Source organism: Teredinibacter turnerae T7901, from assembly GCF_000023025.1.
GTDB lineage: Bacteria > Pseudomonadota > Gammaproteobacteria > Pseudomonadales > Cellvibrionaceae > Teredinibacter > Teredinibacter turnerae_B.
This window is the reverse complement of sequence record NC_012997.1, coordinates 4231317-4247824: the sequence shown is the minus strand read 5'-3', so window position 1 is coordinate 4247824 and position 16508 is coordinate 4231317. Positions and strand designations below refer to the sequence as shown.

The 16508-nt window shown below is 54.5% G+C and carries 14 protein-coding genes; 6 read left to right on the top strand and 8 right to left on the bottom strand.

Annotated features, from left to right (window positions below; all coding sequences use genetic code 11):
• Positions 1 to 121: 121 nt before the first annotated feature.
• Both lolB and TERTU_RS17055 read right to left on the bottom strand, forming a co-directional pair.
• Positions 122 to 697 carry a lipoprotein insertase outer membrane protein LolB gene (lolB, locus tag TERTU_RS17060; RefSeq protein WP_015818049.1) on the bottom strand — a complete coding sequence of 192 codons (576 nt, stop codon included), beginning with the start codon at positions 695 to 697 and terminating at the stop codon, positions 122 to 124.
• Positions 698 to 2434 (bottom strand): tetratricopeptide repeat protein, encoded by a 1737-nt coding sequence (locus tag TERTU_RS17055; RefSeq protein ID WP_015817586.1) that lies wholly within the window; start codon positions 2432 to 2434, stop codon positions 698 to 700.
• Between the two features lie 292 nt (positions 2435 to 2726).
• On the opposite strand from TERTU_RS17055, the gene hemA reads away from it, so the two are divergent.
• From hemA to TERTU_RS17030, 4 genes are read left to right on the top strand one after another with little or no spacing between them, the layout of a single operon-like run.
• A complete protein-coding gene (gene hemA / locus TERTU_RS17045) occupies positions 2727 to 3974 on the top strand; it encodes a glutamyl-tRNA reductase (protein ID WP_015820534.1) in 1248 nt (415 codons plus the stop codon).
• A gap of 38 nt (positions 3975 to 4012) precedes the next feature.
• On the top strand, positions 4013 to 5095 hold the full coding sequence (gene prfA / locus TERTU_RS17040; RefSeq protein WP_015817817.1) for a peptide chain release factor 1: 1083 nt from the start codon (positions 4013 to 4015) through the stop codon (positions 5093 to 5095).
• Between the two features lie 6 nt (positions 5096 to 5101).
• Positions 5102 to 5935 (top strand): peptide chain release factor N(5)-glutamine methyltransferase, encoded by an 834-nt coding sequence (gene prmC / locus TERTU_RS17035; protein ID WP_015818428.1) that lies wholly within the window; start codon positions 5102 to 5104, stop codon positions 5933 to 5935.
• A complete protein-coding gene (locus TERTU_RS17030) occupies positions 5928 to 6677 on the top strand; it encodes a HesA/MoeB/ThiF family protein (protein WP_015819254.1) in 750 nt (249 codons plus the stop codon). Before prmC ends, TERTU_RS17030 begins: the two co-directional genes overlap by 8 nt.
• 89 nt (positions 6678 to 6766) lie before the next feature.
• Here TERTU_RS17030 and TERTU_RS17025 read toward each other — a convergent pair whose 3' ends face one another.
• Entirely contained in the window at positions 6767 to 9223 is a 2457-nt protein-coding gene (locus TERTU_RS17025) for a TonB-dependent receptor (protein ID WP_015819881.1), read from the bottom strand.
• Positions 9224 to 9583: 360 nt separating this feature from the next.
• Between TERTU_RS17025 and rhlB the strand changes: the two genes are divergently transcribed.
• On the top strand, positions 9584 to 10795 hold the full coding sequence (gene rhlB / locus TERTU_RS17020; RefSeq protein ID WP_080516752.1) for an ATP-dependent RNA helicase RhlB: 1212 nt from the start codon (positions 9584 to 9586) through the stop codon (positions 10793 to 10795).
• Between the two features lie 91 nt (positions 10796 to 10886).
• Here rhlB and cysZ read toward each other — a convergent pair whose 3' ends face one another.
• From cysZ to gatC, 5 genes are all read right to left on the bottom strand, one after another.
• The gene (gene cysZ / locus TERTU_RS17015) at positions 10887 to 11660 is read right to left on the bottom strand and encodes a sulfate transporter CysZ (RefSeq protein ID WP_015819060.1); all 774 of its coding nucleotides are present in this window, start codon (positions 11658 to 11660) and stop codon (positions 10887 to 10889) included.
• Entirely contained in the window at positions 11660 to 11959 is a 300-nt protein-coding gene (locus TERTU_RS17010; protein ID WP_015817457.1) for a PA4642 family protein, read from the bottom strand. The genes cysZ and TERTU_RS17010 overlap by 1 nt, the downstream gene beginning before the upstream one ends.
• A gap of 36 nt (positions 11960 to 11995) precedes the next feature.
• Positions 11996 to 13441 carry an Asp-tRNA(Asn)/Glu-tRNA(Gln) amidotransferase subunit GatB gene (gene gatB / locus TERTU_RS17005; protein WP_015820012.1) on the bottom strand — a complete coding sequence of 482 codons (1446 nt, stop codon included), beginning with the start codon at positions 13439 to 13441 and terminating at the stop codon, positions 11996 to 11998.
• A gap of 12 nt (positions 13442 to 13453) precedes the next feature.
• Positions 13454 to 14908, bottom strand: a complete 1455-nt coding sequence (gene gatA, locus TERTU_RS17000; protein ID WP_015819261.1) for an Asp-tRNA(Asn)/Glu-tRNA(Gln) amidotransferase subunit GatA — start codon at positions 14906 to 14908, stop codon at positions 13454 to 13456.
• Positions 14909 to 14972: 64 nt separating this feature from the next.
• Positions 14973 to 15254 carry an Asp-tRNA(Asn)/Glu-tRNA(Gln) amidotransferase subunit GatC gene (gatC, locus tag TERTU_RS16995; RefSeq protein WP_015820522.1) on the bottom strand — a complete coding sequence of 94 codons (282 nt, stop codon included), beginning with the start codon at positions 15252 to 15254 and terminating at the stop codon, positions 14973 to 14975.
• Between the two features lie 189 nt (positions 15255 to 15443).
• Between gatC and TERTU_RS16990 the strand changes: the two genes are divergently transcribed.
• Complete coding sequence (locus TERTU_RS16990) at positions 15444 to 16475, top strand: rod shape-determining protein (protein ID WP_015817372.1); 1032 nt, start codon at positions 15444 to 15446, stop codon at positions 16473 to 16475.
• Positions 16476 to 16508 lie beyond the last annotated feature (33 nt).

Sequence of the window (16508 nt, the reverse complement as noted above, 5' to 3'; positions counted from 1 at the left end):
TTTTGAAGTGTTTCAAAGGTGGTTTTATCTGCCCTTCCCGAGGAAGGCGGCTACTGTAATGGCGAGCGTTTAAGTTGTCAAACTTTTCTGGTAAAAAAATTCTTTCCGCTGATAGTTTGACTTATTGGCTCTGCAGCTCCCACTTTTTTAGCAGCAGTGTGAGTTGCAGATCGTCACGCGTGGCGGCGATTTTGTATGGCAAGCTCAGCCCATTCACGGTTTGATAGCGCAGATACTGGATTTCCCAGCCCGCTTGTGAGAGCGACAGCAGTTCGCCTGTTGGGCCGTGTTGGCTGTTGTCGATAGGGGAATCGGGTGCGGGCAGACCGCGCGCCCACCAGCGCATGTTATCGATAGGAAAAGACCAACCCAAATGTCGCTGCATCAGCTTTTCCGGTGTTGCTGCGAAATAGGTGTTGCCGTCGTACCGCAATTCGACCCCGCCGTCGAGGTGCTCCTCAAGGGTGGAACGGCCCTGGCCAAGTGGCCCGTGAACCGAGATGGTGAAATGATCCGGGTGGTTCTGCCAATTAAAAAAGGCGCTTTGTGCTTTGCCCTGCGCGCGAATACCCAGTTTGCCATCCAGTTCCCAGTGCATGACCTCAACAGGCGATGAATATTGCTCGGGCGGCAAACTGGCACAGCCAAACAGCAACAGCGCCGCGCTGAGGGTGGTCACTCGCATAATAAAGCGCATTTACATTTCGGCCTTTAATCGCTGCATGGTTTCGCGAATGATCGCGCTGCGCGGGTTGAGTTCGAGCCCGCTGCGCCAGATCTCGCGGGCTTCGTCGCGAACGCCGCTCACCCACAGCACTTCGCCAAGGTGGGCCGCAATTTCGTGGTCGGGCATCGCTTTCAGTGCGGCGCGAAGTTGCTCGATGGCCTCTTTTAAATTACCCAGACGGTATTGTACCCAGCCCATGCTATCCATCACCGCGGCGTCATCGGGCGTCAGTTCGTAGGCGCGTTTGATATAGAGGTAGGCTTCTTCCAGGCGGTCGGTTTTATCTGCGAGGGTGTAGCCCAAAGCGTTGAGTGCGGCGGCGTTGTCCGGGGTGAGCGCAAGAATCTGCTTCAGGTCCTGCTCCGCAGCGCTCATGTTATCGATACGTGAGTACAGCATCGCGCGTGCGTACAGCAGGCGGGTACTGTCCGGGAATTCGCTGAGTCCAGTGGTGAGTACGGTTTCGGCATCCAGCATTTGCCCGGTGCCGCTCAGCACATCGGACTCAATCATGTATAAGCCTTCCCGATACGCCGGGTCCACCTGAGGCCGCTGGGTTTGAAGCACGGCAATGGCGTCCTGGGAGCGGTTCAAACGGGCGAGTATTTCTGTGGCCTTGGCCATTGCGGCAAGGTAGTTGGGGCCTTGCTCCACTTGCAGCAGGTGCTCCAATGCCGGCGCCATATCCTGCCGCTTATCGTAAATCATGCCGAGATGGTAGTGCGCGGCAGACTGGTAGTAGCCCCTTTGCAGCAGCTGCAGGAAGTGTTCTTCGGCTTCCGCCAAATGGCCGCTTTCCATCTCCACCAGCGCCAGCGAGAACAGGATATCGCGGTCGCCAGGCGACTGCTTGTTGAGAATGGTGAATTGTTCGCGGCTGGCTTGAATATCGGTGCCAGCCAGAATCCGCGCGTAGCGGGCGCGCAAACCTATGTTTTCCGGGTTTTCTTCAACGAGAACCGCGAGCTTATCCAGAGCCAGGTCCTGCTGCCCCATTTGTTGCAGTATGCGCGATTCCTGAAAACCCGCGCGCACGTTGTCCGGTTCCAGTTTTTGTGCCCGTTTGATCGCTACCAACGCCTCATCGTTGCGCTCAGCGCGCTGTAACAGCACGCTCAGGCCTAATTGCAGTTGATAATTTTGTGGGTGGCGAGCGGCGAGACTTTCGTATCGCGTCAGCAGTGATGTAACGCTGGCAAGGTCGTTGTCTGCTGCTTTTACCGCAATCGCGTCGAAAGCGGTGGCCTCATCCTGCGCAAGCAGTTGCTCCGATATGGCCAGTGCGTCATCGAGCCTATTGGCCTCGATGAGCTCGGCGCTGGCAATCAGTTGTGCGTCACTGTTATTGGGTTCCAGCTCCATCCACAGCTGCGCCATCTCCAGCGCTGGCTGGTGCGCCTTTAATATGCGCGCGATACGGGTAGCCTGAGCGGTTACATTGGGGTCGCGGGTGGCCGCGGCCTGTTGCACATAGTTATTGAGCGCGATGTCGTAACGCTTGCGGTCGATGGCCATTTCTGCCACCAGCAGGGCGTAGAGCGATTCTGTGGTGAAACTGCGGTCGGCAACCTGCTGTGGCGCCGGTTGTGGTCTCAGCTCACTGGCGTCTTCTTGCTGGGGGGCGCTGGCACAGCCATAGAGAAATGTGCAGGCGCTGGCGCTGATTACAAAGGTGCGGATCGGGTTTGGAACAAAAAGTCGAGTCATCGAGCTGTCTTATTGGGTTGGTCACTGTTCATGCTTGGAGTTTTTATCTCGGCGCGGGTTCCAGTGTAGCCTTTGTGGGTTGTGCAGGTAAGGAAGAGTATAACAACTGGCCGTACCTTGCTAAGGCGAGTTTCCTGTTGGCGCCGCGCTTCTCACTGCGAACGACATATAATAATTACATCAAACACTTAGTCGCAGAGGGCAATCAGCTTGCCTTAGTGGCTCGCAACAAAGAAAATGGGCGCCTTTTATTTGCTCATGCTCAATCAGACCGGGTTTAAACCTGCTAGCTATGACGTTACTTGCCCTCGGCATTAATCACAATACCGCAACGCTGGATGTTCGCGAAAAGGTGGCTTTTTCACCTGCCGAGCTGGAAGTGGCGTTGTGCGCGCTGCGGGAGTCGGGTTTGGCAGAGGAGGTCGCCATACTGTCCACCTGCAATCGCACCGAAATCTACTGCGAAACCGGCGCGGAGGCGCAGCATTTGCTGGTTTGGCTGGCAGAGCATAAGGCCGCGAGTGCGCAAGAATTGCAACACGCACACTACGCCCGTTGGGGCGACGATGCAGCGCGCCATATGATGGCGGTGGCCAGTGGACTGGATTCGCTGGTGCTGGGGGAGCCGCAGATTCTTGGGCAAATGAAATCCTGCTATGCGGTTGCCCGCGAAGCCGGAGTGCTGGGGCGCGGCCTGCACGATGCCTTTCAGCGGGTATTCGCGGTGGCCAAGCGGGTGCGCTCTGAAACCGCCATTGGCGAAAACCCGGTGTCGGTCGCCTATGCGGCGGTGTCACTTGCTCAGCAAATTTTTTCTGACTTAAAACAGGACACCGCACTCTTGATTGGTGCGGGTGAAACCATTGAACTGGTTGCCCGACACTTGAAAAATCAGGGCATAAAAAAGCTGATTGTCGCCAACCGAACCCTGGAAAATGCGCACGCGCTTGCAAAAGAGTTTGCCGCAGAGGCGATTTTGTTGGCGGACATTCCCGAATATCTGCCAACCGCTGACATCGTGATATCATCCACCGCCAGCCAGCTCCCGCTGCTCGGTAAAGGTGCAGTGGAAGTCGCTTTAAAAAAACGTAAGCACAAGCCGATGTTTATGGTGGATATTGCCGTGCCGAGGGATATTGAACCCCAGGTGGGCGATTTGGCTGACGTGTACCTGTTTACCGTCGACGACTTGAAAGAGGTGATCGACGAAAACAAAAAATCCCGTGAAGAAGCCGCAAAAACTGCGCGCACTATTATTGATGAAGGCGTAGAGCGTTACCAATTGGACCAGCGCGCATTGTCGGCGGTCGAGCTGGTAAAGGATTTTCGCCAGCAGACGGAAGCGGTGCGGGATCAGGAAGTACAAAAAGCACTGAACGCGTTGCGCAGCGGGGCGGACCCGGAAGAATTGCTCCTAACCCTGAGTCGCAATCTCACCAATAAATTTATGCATCAGCCCACCACCGCGCTTAAACGCGCCAGCTCAGAGGGGCGGGAACAACTGCTGCAAGATTTTAAATCGTTGTTCGGGCTCGATTAAAGCTAAGTCGCGCCCGCGCCGCAGGTAAAAACACATTAATGAAAGATTCTATAAAACAAAAACTTGAGAACCTGGTTGAGCGCTACGACGAAGTCGGCGCGCTGCTCGGCGACCCGGATATTATTGCCGACCAGAAAAAATTCCGCGATCTTGGCAAAGAATACTCCGAGCTCGAGCCCGTGGTCATTTGTTACCAGGAATATCGAACGGTTATCGAAAACATCGCCGAAGCAAAAATGTTGATGAACGATGGCGATGCCGATATGCGCGAGATGGCGCAGGAAGAATTGAAAACGGCGGAAGCCCAGTTGGAACCCCTGGAAACCCAATTGCAAAAGCTGTTGTTGCCGAAAGACCCTAATGACGAAAAAAATGTGTTTCTCGAAATTCGTGCGGGAACCGGTGGTGATGAGGCGGCGATTTTCTCCGGTGATTTGTTCCGCATGTATTCGCGCTATGCGGAGCGTGCCGGCTGGCGCATCGAAATTATCAGCGAGAACGCCGGCGAGCACGGCGGCTATAAGGAGCTGATCACCCGGGTGGTTGGCCAGGGCGTTTATTCGCAATTAAAGTTTGAGTCGGGCGCACACCGGGTGCAACGCGTACCGGAGACCGAATCCCAGGGCCGCATTCACACGTCGGCCTGTACGGTGGCAATTATGCCGGAAGCGGATGAGTCGGAAGAGGTTGAACTGAACAAGGGTGACTTGCGGATTGATACATTTCGCGCGTCTGGCGCCGGTGGTCAGCACGTTAACAAAACCGATTCTGCGATTCGTATAACCCATATACCAACCGGCATTGTGGTTGAATGTCAGGATGAGCGTTCGCAACATAAAAACCGCGCGAAAGCTATGTCGCTGTTGGCGGCACGCATCAACAGTGCGCAGGCCGAGCAATTTGCGGCCGAGCAGGCCAGCGAGCGCAAGAGCCTGGTGGGTAGTGGTGATCGCTCTGAGCGAATTCGCACCTACAATTATCCACAGGGGCGGGTGACCGATCACCGTATCAACCTTACGCTGTACAAACTGGATGAAATTATGGAGGGCAGTCTCGATGAAGTCATTCAACCTTTGGTTAACGAGCATCAAGCCGATCAGCTGGCTGCGCTCGCCAATTAATTAGCGATGGCCAGCGTTGCAGACTGCCTGACCGTATCCGCTGAATTATCGGATGTCAGCGATACCGCACGGTTAGACACCGAGCTGTTGCTAGCCGCGGTACTGGGGAAAAGTCGTACCTGGCTGTTCACCTGGCCTGAATACAATCTCAGCGAGGAAGAGCAGGCGCGGTTCGCGGAGTTTTTCGCGCGGCGTCGGGCGGGTGAACCCGTAGCCTATATTCTTGGCGAGCGGGAATTCTGGTCGCTGCCTTTCTTTGTTGATGCATCTACCCTGATTCCCCGACCGGACACCGAATTACTGGTGTCCTGTATTGTTGATTTACCTATTCCCAAACAGCGTGTGTTGGACCTGGGCACAGGTACCGGCGCAATTGCGCTGGCACTCGCAAGCGAGCTGTCAGATGCCGTGATTGTTGCGGTCGATAAATCGCCTGAGGCGGTGAAATTGGCGCTGCGCAATCAGGCTCGCCTGGGGTTTACCAATGTCGAAATTCTGCAAAGCGACTGGTACAGCGCTCTGGGCGATCAACACTTCGATGTGATTGTTGCCAACCCGCCGTACATTGATGAAAAAGATACGCACCTGGGGCGCGGGGATGTGCGTTTTGAGCCGCGCAGCGCACTGGTTGCCGCCGATAAAGGGCTTGCTGATATTCGTCACATCATCGTTCATGCGGTGGAACACCTTAACGATGGCGGCACCTTGCTGATTGAGCACGGCTGGCAGCAGGACGAGCGCGTGGCTGAAATACTGGCGGGCAAAGGCTTTCTGGAAATTCGCACCTTTCAGGATTTAGGCGGTAATAACCGGGCGACCCTGGGCCGCTGGTATGAATGACGATCAGCTGCTGCGCTATAGTCGCCACATATTATTGCCTCAGGTTGATGTTTCAGGTCAGGAGCGTTTTTTAGCCGCGCGCGTGTTGATAATCGGTCTCGGCGGCCTGGGTTCTCCGGTATCTTTGTACTTGTGCGCGGCCGGTATTGGCGAATTGGTGCTGGTGGACGACGACCTGGTCGATGCCAGCAATTTGCAGCGTCAGGTTGTGCACAGGGAATCGACTATCGGGCTGGCGAAGGTGGACTCAGCGGCAGGTCAGCTGCGCGATATTAATTCCGAATGCAAACTTACCCTTATTCGACATCGTCTCGATGAACAACAGCTGACCGCAGAAGTTGCCGCAGCAGATATTGTGCTCGACTGCTGCGATAACTTTGGTACCCGTCAATTGGTTAATCGCGTGTGTCGGCAGACTCAAACGCCGCTGGTTAGCGGCGCTGCGGTGCGGATGGAGGGGCAACTGGTGGTGTTCGATTTTCGAGATCCGGCGGTGGCCTGCTACGAATGTCTCTATCAGTTAACGGGCGACGAAGATCTCAGTTGTGCACAAAATGGCGTTCTTTCGCCAGTGGTCGGGATTATTGGGTGCCACCAGGCGCTTGAAGCGCTACGCCTACTGGCGGGTATCGGGCCAGTCATCTCGGGTCGCCTGGGTTTGTTCGATGGCGGTCGTAACGAGTGGCGCTACCTTAACCTGCGCAAAGACCCTGAATGTCCTTGTTGCGGCAGTCGCAAATAAATAGCAGGCAACCTGATAAAATAAAACCCGGCGAAATGCCGGGTTTTTTTGTGGGCTCCATTAGCAGTGCCGTTTTTCTTAGCAATGGGCTAAAAGTGAAGCGTGGCCTCCAGTGTAATCGTGCGCGGTTTGCGAATAAAACTGTAATGGGTATTGGTGTTGAACTGCGAATCCGACAGGGGCGCATTGCCACTGTAGCTGACGATATGTTCGTCCAGCAGATTTTTACCGAGGACTGCCAGGCCCCAGTGTTCACCCTCGATACCCACCCGCAGTGCCAGCAGATTGTAGGCATCGATTTCGCCCGCCGGGTCCAGGTTTACGTGCACCTGGTGGCCGTCGACATACTGCCAGTCCAGCGCACTGACAAAGGTTAGCTTATCGGTCAGCGGGCGGTAGTAGTCCAGGGTGAGATTGCCAGTGAACTCGGGCGTGTAGACGCCGCGTTTGCCGGTGTAATCGCAGGTTTCGTTGAAACCGTCGCCATCGGTATCCGTGTCCGGCGTTTGTCCCGCATAGCAGTTACCGTTTTTGAAGTCTTTGTATTCGGTGTCGAGCCAGGCAAATCCGTAGTAGGCAGTAAGGTGCTCGGCAATCAGCCAACGACCATCAATTTCAATACCTTGGACCAAGGTTTTTTTGGCGTTGCCCACGTTAAATCCAACGCCGCCATCGAATTGGCTGATCTGAAGATCGTCGTAATCAGTGTGATAAAGCGCAACGTTCAGTTCCGCGCGGCCGTCGCCCAGGGTATTTTTCATACCGATTTCCACCGCGGTTGCCTGTTCCTTCTCAAACTCGAAATTTTGCAGTGGGTCGCCCTCATCTTCCGGGGGCGGCGCTGCATTCGGATTGACTGCGCGGTTATCGAAACGGCCCACGCGGTTAGAGCGCGGGTCGAAACCACCGGCTTTAAAACCGGTGGTGTAGGAGCTGTAGAGCATCATATCGTCAGACAGGTCCCACTCCAGGTTCAGCAACGGGGTGAATGCGGACTCGTCCCGCTCCCCGGAGACGTTGTGCCCGCTGTGACGCAATGGTTCCCATTCCGAGGGCGGAAGGTCGGGGTTTGGAAGCAAGGTGGCTTGCTCGTTCTCTGCCAGGAACGCCCCCATATAGGTGATGCCGATAACCGGGTCGTTCACAATGCTGCCATCGTCGAGGGAAACGACGTTCATGGACTTGCTCGCGTCTTTGGATTCTTCGGTGTAGCGCGCGCCGAGGGTCAGGTGCAAGGCGTCGTTCAAATTCCAGGTGACCCGGCCGAAGATGGCCCAGGCATCGGAAGACTGGGCGAAGTCCCGCTTCATCGCGGTGCCTTTAAGTACCGGGTAAGTCGAAGTAAGAAAATTGGTTTCGGCCAGGTCGATGGAGTCTTCGAAGGTCTGGTCGTAATTTTGGTAGTAAGCGCCCGCTATCCACTCATACCGCTTACCTACTGGTGACGCGATGCGTATTTCCTGGCTGAACTGTTCGTAGTCCTCCTCCAGGCGCACTGGCACAATTTCGGCGGCGACAAAATCACAGTCACACAGTTCTTCGTAGTTGAAGTCGAGCCAGCCGGAAACAGCGGTGATGGTGTGCTCTGCCCAATCGTAATCCACCTTAAACGTGAAATTATTGACCTCGTTGTCGCTGTATTCCTCTTGATCCGCCTGCCGCTCGTAATTCTGAGCGGCGTCTAATCCCGGCAGACTCAGTACATGCAGATATTCGTTGTAGGTGAGCCCCCCATCGGAGAGGGGAACGTCATAGGTAATCTCAATCGGTCTGCCGGTGGTTTCAAATGTGTGTTGCTCGGCTTTCGCATAGAGTTCGAGATTTTCGCTGGCGGTCCAGATGCCGCTTAAGCGCACGCTGTTTTCTTCTTTCTCCGGCTGTTCGGTATCGAGATAGGTGTTGGTCATGTAGCCGTCTTCGGTAAGACGGCGTACCGCCAGACGCACGGCTGCGGCTTGGCCAACCGGGGTGTTGGCCATGGCATTTATCTCAGTACCATTAAATTCGACTTCCTGGCCAATGGACAGTTTCGCAGCAAGGTCGTTTTGAGGTCTTGCGGTGGTCAGATTCAGCGCTCCAGCAATACTGTTCTTACCGAGCAATGTACTCTGCGGGCCACGCAACAGTTCCGCGCGCTCCATATCCATCATCGGAATCCGGAACAATTGCGCCCGGCCGTAATATATTCCGTCGATATACATGCCGACAGATTGCTCCATACCCTGGCTGTTGTCCGAGCCAATACCGCGCACACGGACCTGGGTGCTGAGACCGGTTTCGGTGAAATGGATGTTGGGCATGTGGGCGGTAAGATCGCCGAGGTTTTCGACACCGGCGCTTTCCAGCTTATCGCCGCTAATCGTCGCGACGGAGAGGGGAACTTCCTGCAGGTTCTCGACCCTTTTTTGGGCGGTTACCACAATTTCTTCCAAACCACGGGTATCGTCGTCCTGCGCGGCTGCCGGCAGTGCAAGCGCCAGGGCGATGGCCGCAGCAAGTGGGTTGAGCGCGAGTGCGCTGCGCGTGTTGGGGGTTGTGCTGCTCATTTCTCCTCCTGAATTTATTATTCTCTGGATAGGCAAAAAGAGGGTATTCACGAAGTATAGGTGAGAAAAACCCTGGATTTATGTGCCAATCGTTTCTGGTGGTGCCAACCTGGGTGCTCCCTGCTGATTGGGTGGCCCACCAGTGAATATGGTCGCCTGAAGGCGAAGCGCCTATTAATCCAATGGGGCAGGAGCAAGTCAACCGCTTTGTCGAACAGTAAAAAGAATTGCGCGAAAATGCATAAAAAAACGCGCCATTCGACGTGAAATTCGAATGTTCGGGCAGAATACTTGTGTTTGTTGTTGCGAATGTGTACAAAGCCTCCCTTAATTCTTAATTTTTCCGGTACAACTAACGCAATGTCAGATGACACTCATTCTGCTGTCCCTAGTGACAAACCCGCCCCCAAGATTGCATTTTCTACCCTCGATCTTTCCTCGCAAGTAGCACGTGCCCTGGCTGATATGGGCTTTGAGCACTGCTCTCCCATCCAGGCTAAATCGCTGCCGTACAGCTTGAGTGGACATGACGTGCTGGGTAAGGCGCAAACGGGGACGGGCAAAACAGCAGCGTTTTTGATTGCGGTGTTTGAAGATTTGTTGCGCCAACCGGCGCCGGAAGAACGCTTCGCGGGAGAGCCGCGAGCGCTGGTGATTGCACCGACGCGCGAACTGGTGATGCAGATTGCCAAAGACGCGGCCGCAATTGGTAAGTACGCCGGCTTGTCTGTGCAAACGCTGGTCGGAGGCATGGACTTCAATAAACAAATGCAGGCGCTGCATGGCCAGTTCGTGGATATTCTGGTCGCCACGCCAGGGCGGCTGCTGGATTTCTGCGAGCGCCGCGAGGTGTATTTGGATCAGTTGGAAATTCTGGTAATCGACGAAGCGGACCGCATGCTGGATATGGGATTCATTCCGCAAGTAAAACGTATTGTGCGCCTGGCACCGCGTAAAACCCACCGCCAGACGCTACTGTTTTCAGCGACCTTCTCTGACGATGTACTGCGCCTTGCGGAAAGTTGGATGTTTGAGCCGGTGAGCGTAGAGATAGAACCGGAAACGGTCGCGACCGATTCCGTCGAGCAGTTTATTTACATGGTTTCGGGTGACGAAAAGCTGCCGCTGCTGTGCAACCTCATCTCCATGCCAGACGTCAAAAACGTCATGATATTTGCGAACCGCCGCGACCAGTGCCGTACCCTGTATGAGCGCTTGCGCAAACAGGGCTACAAAGTCGGTCTGCTGTCGGGCGAGATCCCGCAGGGCAAGCGGGTTAAAACGCTAGAAGCGTTTAAAGAGGGAAGTTTGCAGGCCCTGGTGGCAACCGATGTGGCCGGGCGCGGCATTCACATTGATGGTGTCAGCCATGTGGTGAACTACACCTTGCCCGAGGAGCCGGAAGATTATGTGCACCGCATCGGCCGTACCGGGCGCGCCGGCAATACGGGTCAGTCTATTAGTTTTGCCTGCGAGGACGACGCTTTCCGCCTGCCGGCAATTGAAGAACTACTGGGGCGCAAACTCAAATGTGAACTGCCGCCCGAGCATCTCCTAAATTACGATAATTAAGTGTTTGTGGGGGTGAACTCCCCCGCGAAACTGATCTTCTATCTGTCTTGCTTTTATCGGCCTTGGTAATAGGCCGCATTCCTCGTTAGCCCTAGTACTTGCAAGGGCAATCCCTCAGCTCATTTAACCAGTAGATGGTGCCACCGGTCACGGCTGCGGGCATAGCGATGATATTCAATACGGGAATCACACTGCACGCGGTTATCATGCCGCCAAAGCCAAAACTGCTCATGCTGCGTTGTGCCAGCTTGCGTCGAATTGCGGTAAACGAGCAGCGATGGTTGTCTGCCGGGTAATCGGCGTATTGCAACGTCATGCACCAGGCACTCCACGCAAGGCCGATTAAGGGGGCGAGAAAGGTGCCAACCACCGGTACCGTTAAGCCCACCAAGAGCATGATCAACGATATCAATATCCCGCGAATAATGAAGTAAAGCAGCTTTTTAAGCTCTCGCTTGAAAACTCGGGGGATCATGCGAACGAGTGGTTCCGACTCGATTTTCGTGCCTGTGAGCAGCTCCTCCGCTTTTTCCGCCAGCATGCCGTAAAAGGGCGCGGCGATAATATTCGTGATGATATTGAAGCTGTAGGCGTAAATGATGAGCACCAGCACAATCAGCACGAGGCTGAGCAAATGCAGCAGAAAATCGGCAACCACCTGTAGCCAGTCGGGGACATCAATGTGGAGCCCGTCTTGAAATACGCCAATGTAGTAGATCAATGCGCCGGTTAATACCACAAATAGTGCGATGTTAACCAACAGCGGGATAAGAATATAGGCGCGCAGCTTGGGGTGGAGTAGCAGGCGCACGCCTTCGACAAAGTAGCGCGCGCCGCTTAGGGGACTATTGATCGGGTATTGCATTAACAGCGAGCGCCACCAGCATTAAGAGCTTTAATATAGTCGTTGCTGAGGCGGTGATCGCTAATCACTTGCAGCAACGTGCGACCTTGCGGATTTTTCGCGTTGATATTGCGGCCTTCGTCGACAAAAAACTTCACAAAACTTTCGAAGTTTTCCGCCTTCATTCCCCGGTAGGCGCGCTCTAATGCCAGGTAGTCCGCATCAATCTCGCCGTTGCCTTCCACATCCAGAAATTCTTTTACCCGAGCGTCGTCAAAAACTTCGCCAAGTACTTTTTGTTTGTCTTTTTTTAAACTCATGGTGAGCTCCTCTAAATCAGAAAAGGAAGCTGGAGCCTAGTTCTCCAGCTTTTTCTTTAAAATATCGTTAAGTTGTTGCGGGTTGGCTTGTCCCTTGGACGCTTTCATCACCTGGCCCACAAAGAAACCCAGCATTTTTGGCTGTTTCGCTGGGTCTGCTTTGCGGTAGTTTTCCACCTGCGCAGGGTTGGCGTTCATGACGTCGTCTACCATTTTTTCCAGCGCCCCGGAGTCGCTCACCTGTTTCAGGCCTTTGGCTTCGATAATCGTATCGGCATCGCCTTCGCCGTTCCACATGGCATCGAAAACCTGTTTGGCGATTTTGTTGGAAATGGTCTGATCCTTAATTCTCGCGATCAACCCTGCCAATTGCTCTGCGCTGACCTTGGCTGCAGTGATGCGGATTTCCTCTGCATTAAGGCGAGCGGAAATTTCGCCCATCACCCAGTTAGCCGCGAGTTTTGCATCGCTACATTTAGCGGCCACAGCTTCAAAAAAATCGGCGGTGGCGGCATCGGCGCTAATGATGCCTGCGTCGTAAGGAGACAGCCCATAGCTTTCTTCAAAGCGGAGCTGGCGGGCATCTGGCAATTCGGGCATGGCGGCGCGGGCTGCATCGATAAAGTCGTCATCCAGCATAACCGGGAGCAGGTCCGGGCAGGGGAAGTAGCGGTAATCGTTGGCTTCTTCCTTGGATCGCATGCTGCGTGCCTTGTGGGTTTCACCATCATAAAGGCGGGTTTCCTGAATGATTTTGCCGCCGTCTTCAATAACTTCTATCTGGCGCTCAACTTCTTGCTCGATGCAGCGCTCCATAAAGCGGAATGAGTTGAGGTTTTTGGTCTCGGTGCGCGTACCCAGTTTTTCGTCACCTTTCAGGCGGACCGAAATGTTGACGTCGAAGCGCATGGAGCCCTGACTCATTTCGCCATCGCAAATGCCTAGCGACGTTACAATTGAATGCAGTTTGCGCGCAAATGCGACAGCTTCTTCTGCGCTGCGCATATCTGGCTCAGTCACCACCTCAATCAACGGCGTACCGGCACGGTTGAGGTCAATTCCGCTCATGCCGTGAAAGTCTTCATGCAGGGATTTTCCCGCGTCTTCTTCCAGATGCGCATGGTGAATTCGAACGCGTTTTTCACTGCCGTCAGCGAGTTGGATATCTACGTAACCTGGGCCAACGATGGGCTCTGCGAGCTGAGTGGTCTGGTAGCCCTTGGGTAGATCCGGGTAAAAATAGTTTTTGCGCTCAAACACCGAGCGCTTGCCAATTTCAGCGTTCACGGCCAGGCCAAACATAGTGGCGAAGCGGAAGGCTTCGGCGTTTGGCGTGGGCAATGTGCCCGGCATGGCCAGGTCGATGGCACAGGCCTGAGTATTGGGTTCAGCGCCGAACGCGGTGCTGGAGCCGGAGAATATTTTGGTGTTGGTGGCCAGTTGTACGTGTACTTCCAGCCCGATAATTGTTTCCCATTCCATAATCTGTACTCCTTAGGCGAGGGAACTGGGGGCAAGGGTGTGAAAGTCCGTTGCCAGCTGGAATTGATGGGCGAGATTCAGCAGTTTGCTCTCTGCAAAGAAATTGCCGATCAGTTGCAGGCCGACAGGCTTGTTGTCGACCAGGCCGCAGGGCACGCTCATACCGGGCAGCCCCGCCAGGTTGGTGGCGATGGTGTAAATATCTTCCAGGTACATGGCCACGGGATCGTCGCCTTTGGAGCCGAACGCAAATGCGGGTGACGGAGCGGTTGGCCCCATAATCACGTCGACCTCTTTAAATGCATCGACAAAGTCCTGTTTGATCAGACGGCGCACCTGCTGCGATTTACCGTAGTAGGCATCGTAGTAACCGGCGGACAGGCAGTAGGTGCCGACCAGAATACGACGCTTCACTTCTTCACCAAATCCTTCCCCGCGCGAGCGCTTGTAAAGATCCATTAAATCTTTCGGGTCGTCGCAGCGGTGACCATAACGCACACCATCAAAACGCGACAGGTTGGCAGAACATTCGGCGGGTGCAATCACATAATAAGCGGGAACTGCGAGGTGTGAGTGCGGCAGCGAAATCGATTTAATCTTGGCGCCGGCTGTTTCGTACTGCTTGATTGCATCCTGAACGCGGGCTTCGGTACCCGGGTTGAGGCCCACCTCAAAATATTCTTTGGGCACACCAATGGTCACGCCTGCCAGCGAATCGCCGAGATTGGCAATGTAATCGGGTACCGGTTCGTCGATACAGGTGGAGTCTTTATTGTCGTAGCCGGCCATGACGTTCAGCATAATTGCCGCGTCCTCAGCGCTGCGGGCCATTACCCCGGCCTGGTCCAGACTGGAGGCAAACGCGATCATGCCCCAGCGGGAAACGCGCCCGTAGGTGGGCTTGATGCCGGTGATGCCGCACAGTGCTGCAGGCTGGCGAATGGAGCCACCGGTATCCGTTGCTGTCGCGCCAGGCGCCATGCGCGCTGCCACCGCAGCGGCTGATCCGCCGGAGGAGCCGCCGGGTACACAGTTGGTGTCCCACGGGTTTTTAACCGGGCCGAAATAACTGGTTTCGTTCGATGACCCCATGGCAAATTCGTCCATGTTGGTCTTGCCGAGCATCACGGCGCCTTCATTAATGTAGTTTTCTACAACGGTTGCGTTGTAAGGCGGCACAAAATTATCGAGCATTTTCGAGCCGCACGTGGTCTTAACGCCATTGGTGCAGAAAATGTCTTTGTGTGCGAAGGGCACGCCGCACATAGTGGGCGCATTGCCAGCCGCCAGGCGTGCGTCGGCAGCTTTCGCCTGCGCCATGGCAAGTTCTTCAGTAACAGTGACGTAGCAGTTGTACGTTGGGTCCTGCTGTTTGATGCGATCGAGAAAATAGCGGGTGATTTCCTCGCTGGAAAATTCCTTCGCCTGGAGCTTGCGGGAAATTTCAGCAATGGTCAGGTTGTGCATTGCGGGTTCCTGGTGAATTTGGTGCTTATCGTGAAAAAGAGCGATTGCCGGTGCGACAGATCAGTTAGTCAATAACCTTGGGTACCAGGTAAAGGCCATCTTCTGTTGCCGGTGCAATTTGTTGAAAGGCGTCGCGCTGGTTGGTTTCATTTACATCGTCGGCACGTAAACGCTGGACGGCATCCAATGGGTGAGCCATGGGTACCACGCCGTCGGTATTTACTGAGCTCAGTTGATCGACCAGTGCGAGCACTTCGGTAATGCTCTTAGCAGTTTGCTCGATGGTTTCCGCACTGATTTCCAGGCGGGCCAGATGAGCCAGTTTTTCAATATCGGATGGATTCACTCGAGGCTCCAAATCGCGGTTTTTATAAACGCGCTACGTTACCATATTTGTGCCTTGCCCAAAATCCCCGGCATTGATAGAGTGCGTGCATTTATTGCTGCTATAACTAGACTTTCTAAAATACACGGGCTTGTGCTTTACAGCCTATGCTCAGGTAAGGCAGCTTTCGAGAATAAGGTCTCCAAAAATATGTTCAAGCGTTTACGCGGTCTCTTTTCTAACGATCTCTCCATTGATTTAGGTACGGCGAATACGCTGATTTATGTTCGCGAACGGGGCATCGTATTAAACGAGCCTTCGGTTGTTGCGATTCGCAATCAAAACGGACAAAAATCAGTAGAGGCAGTCGGCATGGCGGCAAAACGCATGCTGGGCCGTACCCCTGGAAACATTACCGCTATTCGGCCACTCAAAGACGGCGTCATTGCCGATTTCCAGGTGACCGAGAAAATGCTGCAACACTTCATCAAAAAAGTGCACGAAAACAGCTGGTTTCAACCGAGCCCGCGAGTGTTGGTGTGTGTGCCCTGCCTTTCTACCGAAGTTGAAAAACGCGCAATTCGCGAATCGGCACTGGGTGCAGGTGCACGTGAAGTGCGCCTGATTGAGGAGCCAATGGCTGCGGCAATTGGCGCGGGTTTAAGTGTTGATGAAGCGACTGGTTCCATGGTGGTCGATATTGGCGGCGGTACCACGGAAATTGCAATTATCTCGTTAAATGGTGTGGTGCTGTCCGACTCGGTCCGCATCGGCGGCGATCGATTTGACGAAGCGATTGTCAATTATGTGCGCCGCAAATACGGCAGCGTTATCGGCGACGCGACTGCTGAACGTATCAAGAAAGAGATTGGCTGCGCCTACGCGGGCAGTGAAGTACTGGAAATAGATGTGCGCGGGCGCAATCTCGCGGAAGGTGTTCCGAAAAGTTTTTCTCTTAACAGTGATGAAGTCCTTGAAGCACTGCAGGAGCCGCTGTCTGGAATCGTGCAATCCGTAAAAAGTGCGCTTGAGCAGTCGCCGCCCGAGCTCGCCTCTGATATTGCTGAGTCCGGGATGGTGTTAACCGGTGGCGGCGCGCTGTTACGCGATCTGGACCGCCTGCTAAGTGAGGAAACCGGGTTGCCAGTGGTGGTTGCCGAAGACCCGCTTACCTGCGTGGCGCGCGGTGGTGGTAAGGCGATGGAATTGATGGATCAGCACACGCTGGGTTCACTTTATTAATTTACTCTAGCCGCTGTGCGCTGGCGGAGGTTC